Origin of the sequence: Streptomyces neyagawaensis (assembly GCF_023516595.1) — a bacterium.
Taxonomy (GTDB): Bacteria; Actinomycetota; Actinomycetes; order Streptomycetales; family Streptomycetaceae; genus Streptomyces; species Streptomyces neyagawaensis.
The window spans coordinates 26,003-32,873 of record NZ_JAMGBG010000062.1 but is presented as its reverse complement, the minus strand read 5'-3'; the positions used below and the strand labels follow the sequence as shown (position 1 = coordinate 32,873).

The 6,871-nt window shown below is 69.0% G+C and carries 4 protein-coding genes; 1 reads left to right on the top strand and 3 read right to left on the bottom strand.

The window, feature by feature from the left end; all coding sequences use genetic code 11:
* Nucleotides 1-327, top strand: a 327-nt coding sequence (locus M8J73_RS25565) for an RICIN domain-containing protein (RefSeq protein ID WP_249829097.1), incomplete at its 5' end; no start/stop codon positions are given.
* A 57-nt stretch (nucleotides 328-384) separates the two neighbouring features.
* Here M8J73_RS25565 and M8J73_RS25560 read toward each other — a convergent pair.
* The 3 genes from M8J73_RS25560 to M8J73_RS25550 all read right to left on the bottom strand — a co-directional run bounded on the left by M8J73_RS25560 (nucleotide 385) and on the right by M8J73_RS25550 (nucleotide 6,862).
* Nucleotides 385-1,671 carry a ricin-type beta-trefoil lectin domain protein gene (locus M8J73_RS25560; protein ID WP_055539963.1) on the bottom strand — a complete coding sequence of 429 codons (1,287 nt, stop codon included), beginning with the start codon at nucleotides 1,669-1,671 and terminating at the stop codon, nucleotides 385-387.
* Between the two features lie 73 nt (nucleotides 1,672-1,744).
* Complete coding sequence (locus tag M8J73_RS25555; RefSeq protein ID WP_055539957.1) at nucleotides 1,745-3,241, bottom strand: arabinofuranosidase catalytic domain-containing protein; 1,497 nt, start codon at nucleotides 3,239-3,241, stop codon at nucleotides 1,745-1,747.
* A gap of 69 nt (nucleotides 3,242-3,310) precedes the next feature.
* Entirely contained in the window at nucleotides 3,311-6,862 is a 3,552-nt protein-coding gene (locus M8J73_RS25550) for a ThuA domain-containing protein (protein WP_055539958.1), read from the bottom strand.
* Between the last annotated feature and the right edge of the window lie 9 nt (nucleotides 6,863-6,871).

Below are 6,871 nucleotides of genomic sequence, written 5' to 3'. Positions count from 1 at the left end.
GGTTCGGCGGACGGGACGGCGGTGCAGATCTCGTCGTGCACGGGCTCGGCGAGGCAGCAGTGGACGGTGGCGGCGGGGTCGACGGTCAAGGCGTTGGGCAAGTGCCTGGACGTCAGCGGTGGCGGTACGGCGGACGGTACGAGAGTCGTGCTGTGGTCCTGCAACGGCGGTACCAACCAGAACTGGCAGGCGTACCCGGACGGGTCGCTGCGGAACCCGCAGTCGGGCAAGTGCCTGGACGTGTCGGGCGCCAACTCCTCGGACGGCACCCTCGTGCACCTGTGGACGTGCCACGGCGGCGCCAACCAGAAATGGACCCTGCCGTGAGCTGACGCGGCACGCCAAAGGGCCACCTCCCCAGGGGAGGTGGCCCCTCTCGTGCGTCTAGGCTCGCGCCCAGCGCTGGTTGGCGCCGTCGTGGCAGCTCCACACGACGACCGCGGAGCCGTTGGCGGTGCTTGCGCCGTTGACGTCCAGGCACAACCCGCTCTGAGCGTGGCGGATCGTGCCGTTGCTGTTGAGGGCCCACTGCTGGTTGGCGGCACCGTTGCAGTCCTGGATCTGGACCCGTGTGCCGGCGGCGGCGTTGGGCGGAACGTTCAGGCACTTGCCCAGCACCTGCAGCGCCTGACCGTTCTGGGTGAACTGCTGGTTGGCGTTGCCGTGGCAGTCCCAGATGATCATCGGTGTGCCGTTGGCCGCGTTCGCGCCGTTGACGTCCAGGCACCGGCCCGAGCCCTCGTTGCGCAGCCGGAACGTGGTCGGGTTCGGCGTGGGATCCGAGCCGTCGAGCTGCGTGAAGAAGTTCCACACCACCGCCCGGGTCCACGACCTCTCACCGGGTTCGTAGTCGCCGGCCGATCCGTCGACAGGACCGGGCGTATGACCCGCGTCGTACGCGGCCCATGCCACGGGGTAACCGGCGCGGCACCCCGAGTAGGTCGTGACGACATGCGTGAGGCTGCCCCGTGCAGGCTCCGGCGGGTTCTGGGGAGTGCAGCCGTTGTTCCGCACGAACCTGTCACGCAGCGAACGTCCCGTGGCGATCGGGAGCACCGGGTCCCGCAAGCCGTGCAGTCCGATGTACGCGACCGGCTGGGTACCGCCGTTGCACCCGCTCAACTGTCCGCCCGCGTACACGGCGACCGCGCGGAACACCGTCGGCCGGGCGCACGCAAGTGCGAAACTCATGCCGCCGCCGTAGCTGAAACCCCCGGCGAAGCGCTGGTTCGTGTCGACACACAGGCCCGCGTCGATCTGCCTGATCATGTCGTCCACGAAGGTCAGGTCCTCGCCATTGGAATTGGCCCAGCCATTCCCGAGGCCCTGGGGCGCGACGAAGATCGCGCTGTCGTTCGAGATCGCCCGCAGGCCGTAGTACGACCAGGAGTATCCGCTGGTTCCGCCCGAGTCGACGTCGCCCGCGGTGCCGCCGTTCCAGTGGAAACCGAAGACCAGGCGGTACGGGCGGTTGTTGTCGTAGGTGGCGGGCACCCGCAGGATGTAGTTCCGCGTCCTGCCGCTGCTCTGGATCGAACGCGGACCACTCGTCAGCGTGGGGGGCTTGCCGCATCCGGCGCTCGGGGCGACGGAGGGTGCCGCGGCCGCGGCGGCGGACGTCAGTCCGATGCCGCTGATGCCGGCCGCGGCGAGTAACAGGGTGATGGCCATGACGATCGGTGTGCGCCATCGGTGACGGTTGTTGCCTTGTCGCATCACGTTTCTCCCTTCATGGATGGGCGACTCAGCGGTAGCCGGCGGCGACGATGTTGGCCTGTACCGCGTTGTCGGTCGCGTCGGACGGGTAGCCGGACACCATCGCGCCCTCGTAGAAGGTGCCGGCGCTGAGGTTCGCGCCGCCGCCGGGCTTGCAGCAGTCACCGCCGCTGCCGAGGATGATGGCGCCCTGCTTCTTCATGGGGCTGTAGCCGGGCGGAAGCGCGCCGTCCCAGAGTGTGGTCAGGCTTCCGGTCTGGGCGTTGGCACCCCTCAGCGCGAAACGGCTCGTCCCGTTGTTCTTCAACATCGCCGTCACGAACTTGCTGGTGAAGGCCCGCTGGTTCGGGTTCCAGGACTGACTCCCACCGGAGTAGAGCCCCCATTCGAGGTCGGCCTGGACCCATGGACCGTTGCCGGAGCATCCGCCGAACCAGCACTGGGTGCTGAAATTGATCGCGTCCATCGCCCCGGCCGCGTCGGCCGCTCGGGTCGTCTCACTGTTGCCGTAGTCGAAGCAGCAGCCGCCGTTGACATGGGTGCCGCTGGTCACCATGTACATGCCTTCGGGGGCGCTGCCGGTCGGCACGCCGGTCAGATGGCCGTCCCGCCAGTAGCTGTTGCCGGGGTTGATGTAGAGCGAGTAGGCCTTGCTGCCGCCGACCGTCAGCGACTCCGACGTCGCGGTCGCCGGGCGGCTCTGGGGAGAGCCGGGAACCACACTCGAGCCCTGGTACCACAGGTCGTTCCCGCGGCCGGACTGGTCGTAGACGACGGTGATGACACAGGCGGTCCCCGCGCAGAACGAGTCCTGCGTCGCCGCGTCGGCGGCCCCGCCCGCGCTCCGGACGCCGATGTTCCGGGTCGTGCTGTCGGACGAGCGCCGGACCTGGTACAGGTTGCCGCTGTAGGTGCCGTAGAGCGCGCGTACGGTGCTGTGGGCGGCGATGCAGGGGGTGCCGCCCGAGGCGTAGATGTCGCACGTGCCCGCGCCGCCCGGCAGCGGCGGGTCCGGCGGGTCCGGCGGCGGGGTCGGTGAGCTCCACTGCTGGTTGGTGCCGCCGTTGCAGGACCAGAGGATGATCCTGGTGCCGTTGGCGGTGCCTGCGGCGTTGGCGTCGAGGCAGAGGCCGGACTGGACGCCGGTGATGGTGCCGCCCGCGTTGACGTTCCACTGCTGGTTGTTCTGGCCGTTGCAGTCCCAGATGATGACCTGGGTGCCGTTGGTGGTGCTGCCTCCGCTGGCGTCGAGGCACTTGTTGCCGGCGACGGTCAGTTGTTTGCCGGTGGTGTAGGTCCAGGTCTGGCCGGCCGCGCCGGTGCAGTCCTGGAGTTGGGTCTGGGTGCCGTTGGTGGTGCCGGGGACGGTCAGACAGCGGCCGGACTGCGCGCCCACGATGGGGGCGCTCTTCCCGGGTTCGATCGGTGCCGCCACCGCGGTGGCGCCGACGGCGACAAGCCCCAGGGCGGTGACCAGCGCGGACAGACGTCCGTACCGGCGGGGCCGAGGTATGCGAAACACCATGGCGGTTCCTCACCTGGTCGTAGGAAGGGATGCCCGGCGCGCGACCGCGCCGGGCATCCACCGGACGGGCTATACGGCGGTGAACCGCCACTGCTGGTTGGTGCCGCTGTGGCAGCTCCATTGCAGGAGTCGTGCGCCGTCGGCCGTCGAGCCGCCGTTGACGTCGACGCACAGTCCACTGGGGACGCTCTTCATCGTGTACACGCCCGCCGTGGTCGACGGGGTGACGAGGAACTTCTGCGCGTTGCCGTTGTCGCAGGTGGACTGCTGCAGGAACGCGCCCTGGGTGGTGGACCCGCCCGTGACGGCGAGGCACTTGTCGCTGTGTCCCGCCTTCAGGTAGACGGCACCGCCACCGGCGTCGACGGCCTGCCACTTCTGGTTGTTGCCGCCGGTGGACGGCCACTGGACGACCTGGGCGCCGTCAGCGGTCGAGGCGCTGCTGACGTCCATGAACTTGCCGCTGTGCTGCGCCGCGACCGTCCAGGTCCGACCGGCGACGCCACCGCCGCCGCCGCCCGGTTCGCCGACCCCGTTCCCGCCGAAGGTGAGCGAGTCGAGGTCGAACCAGTTGTTCGAGGTGCCCTTGAACACCAGGTAGAGCGGGTGAGAGCCGGAGAGATCGGCTGTGTTCACCGCCGACGTGGACTGGTAGGTGTTCCAGCCGCCGGTGCTGGGCACCGGTGTCGTGGCCAGGAGTGTGCCGGTCGGGGAGTCGGCGCGCAGTTCGATCGATCCGCCGCCGCTCGGCGACGACAGGCGGTACTTCACGCTCGTGATGCCCGACAGGCTCATCGGCTTGAACGCGACCCAGTCGCCGTCGGAGATGTCGCCGACCCGCTTGCCGCTCTCCGCGCCGGCCTGCTCGACGATCTGCACACCCGACTGGTCCGTGTAGAACTCGGCCTGCTTGTGCTTGGGCTGGAGGATCGCCTGGGCGTAGCCGGTGAGCGGGTTCGCGCCGCCGGGGCCGCCGTCGTCGGTGTAGCGGGCGTTGAGGACGTAGTACAGGTTGGCGCCGTCGGGGTGCCCGCCCAGCAACGTCGTGTCGATGGTGCCCGAGCACCCCGGATGGTCCGTGGTCTCGTGCTGGTGGTCGTCGTGGCCGAGGGCGGGGTTGACGAACACCTTGGCGCAGTCGACGGGCGCGCCGCCGGGATCCGAGACGGACACCTTGTACGGGACGCGGTCGCCGAAGTCCAGCAAGCCGCCGTTGGAGGGCAGGGTGAGGGTGACGGTCGGTGCGGTGTTGCCCACGGTGATCGGCACGTTGGCGAAGGCCGTCCTGCCGGTGTTGTCGGTGACCTTGAGCTGGGCGGTGTAGTTGCCGTTGGCGGTGTAGGTGTGTGACGGGTTGGCCGCCGTGGACGTGGTGCCGTCGCCGAAGGTCCAGTGGTGGCTGAGCGTGCTACCGGGGTCCGGGTCCGTGGACCCCGCGCTGCTGAACTGCACGTTCAGCGGGGCGTCCCCGTTGGTGGGCGTTCCGGTGGCCTTGGCGATCGGCGACCGTCCGCCGTGGTTGTAGTCGATGCGGTACAGCCCCGAGTCGTTGTTGCCGCCGGAGAAGTTGTTGCCCCATTCGAGCAGGTACAGCGAGCCGTCGGGCCCGAACTCCATGTCCATCGGCTTGAGGAACTTGGCGGCGGGCATGAAGGGGTTGGTCCGGGTGACCGCGGTCGCGGAGTCGAAGTGGACCTCCTTGACGGTATGGCGCGACCACTCGTAGAAGAAGTGGACCCCGTCGTAGTAGGGCGGGAACTTCGTCTCGGACGGGTTTGATGCGTCGTAGCGGTAGACCGGACCGCCCATCGGCCCCGAGCCGCCGGAGCCGAGTTCGGGGAAGTTCGGTGAGACGCCGTAGCCGTACCACATGTTCGGCGCGACGATCGGCTTGAGGCTGGTCAGGCCGGTGTTGTTCGGCGAGTTGTTGACCGGCGCGTTGCAGTTGAACTTGGCGCCGACGACACCGGTGCTCGGGTTGTACGGCGCGTAGGCCTGGTTGTCGCCGTGGCAGAACGGCCAGCCGTAGTTGCCCGGGGACTTGATGACATTGAGCTCGACGAGCCCTTCGGGGCCGCGGTTGGTCGTGGGCGGGTTCCGGTCCGGGCCGTAGTCGGCGAGGTACACCCACCCGTTCTCCGGGTCGATCGAGAAGCGGAACGGGTTGCGGAAGCCCATCGCGTAGATCTCCGGCCGGGTCTGCGCCGTGCCCTGCGGGTAGAGGTTGCCGGCCGGGACGGTGTAGCCGCCGTCGGCCGACGGCCGGATGCGCAGGAGCTTGCCCCGCAGGTCGTTGGTGTTGCCGGCGGTGCGGGCGGCGTCGAGGTTGGCCTTGCCCTGCCGCCAGTCCAGCGGGGCGTAGCCCTGCCAGGCGGGGTCGAGGTTCGGTGGGACGTCGTCCCCGGTGCCGATGTAGAGGTTCTTGTCGGGGCCGAACTCGATGTACCCGCCCGTGTGTCCGGGCTCGGCGAACGTGCGGTCACGAGTCGCGGGGATGTCGATGATCGTCTTCTGGCTCGACATGTTCAGGGTGTCGCCGGTGAGCGTGAACCGGGAGACCCGGTTGATGTCGTTCGGGACTCCGGCCGGCGAGTGATACAGGTACACGTAGCCGTTGTCGGCGAAGTCGGGGTCGAGCGCCAGTCCGGTGAGGCCGTCCTCGCCGCCGGTGTAGACGCTGAGCGTGGCGGCCGTCACGGTCCGGTTGGTGGTCGGTTTGAAGATCTTCAGCTGCCCGCCCCGCTGGACGTAGAGCACCCGCCCGTCCGGGGCGACCGCCAGGGCCATCGGGTCCGCGGTGTTGTCGTCGAGGGTGCGCTTCTCGAAGTTGCTCCACACGGTGCCGCCGCAGTCGCCGGACTCGTTGCCTGCCGCCCACTTGACGCCCCCGAGGACGTGGTTGCGGAACTGGGTCTCGCTGTAGGCCACGCTGGAGTGCCCCATGGCGGTGGCCCACACGCGGCCGCCGCCGGTGGTGCGGCACCAGGAGATGGGATGGTCCGGCCCCATGGCGCGGGGGCCCGGGTTGTACGTGCGCTCGTCCGCGGTGACCAGGACGTGGACGTCGCCGCGGGGGTTGCGGTCGAAGTTGTACCACTCCTCGCTGCGGTTCCAACGGTCCGGCAGGCCGGCCGTCGAGGGGTGCTTCTTGTCCGCGACGACGGCGGTGCCGGCCAGCACACCGGGGGAGTGCTCCGGCATGTGCGCACCGCCGTTGATGGTCTGGTCCCACCACGGGTACTCGTTCTCGATGCCCATGTCCGTGGCGTTGTGGATCGAGACGATGCCCTTGCCACTGGCGAGATAGCCCTCCACCGCCTGACGTTGGGACGCCGTGGACCACACCATTCCCGAGGTCTGGAACATGATGAGCACGTCGAAGGTGGCGAGATTCGCCGGGGTGAAAACGCTTGAGTCCTCGCTGTGGACCAACTCGAAGTTGTTGGCCGCCGCCTGCTCCCGGAACATCGCCAGGCCGGCCGGGATCGAATCGTGCCGGTAGCCGGCCGTCTTCGTGAAGACCAGGGCTCGGAAGGCCGGCGCCGCTGACGCCGGTTGGGCGATGACGAGCGACAGGAGCACGCTCGCGATCGCCCCGAAGATTAATGTGATGCGACGCATGCCGTCTCC

Excerpts from the sequence above, each read along its gene's own strand:
- M8J73_RS25560 (WP_055539963.1), bottom strand. The coding sequence starts at position 1,671 with ATGGCCATCACCCTGTTACTCGCCGCGGCCGGCATCAGCGGCATCGGA.
- M8J73_RS25555 (WP_055539957.1), bottom strand. The coding sequence starts at position 3,241 with ATGGTGTTTCGCATACCTCGGCCCCGCCGGTACGGACGTCTGTCCGCG.
- M8J73_RS25550 (WP_055539958.1), bottom strand. The coding sequence starts at position 6,862 with ATGCGTCGCATCACATTAATCTTCGGGGCGATCGCGAGCGTGCTCCTG.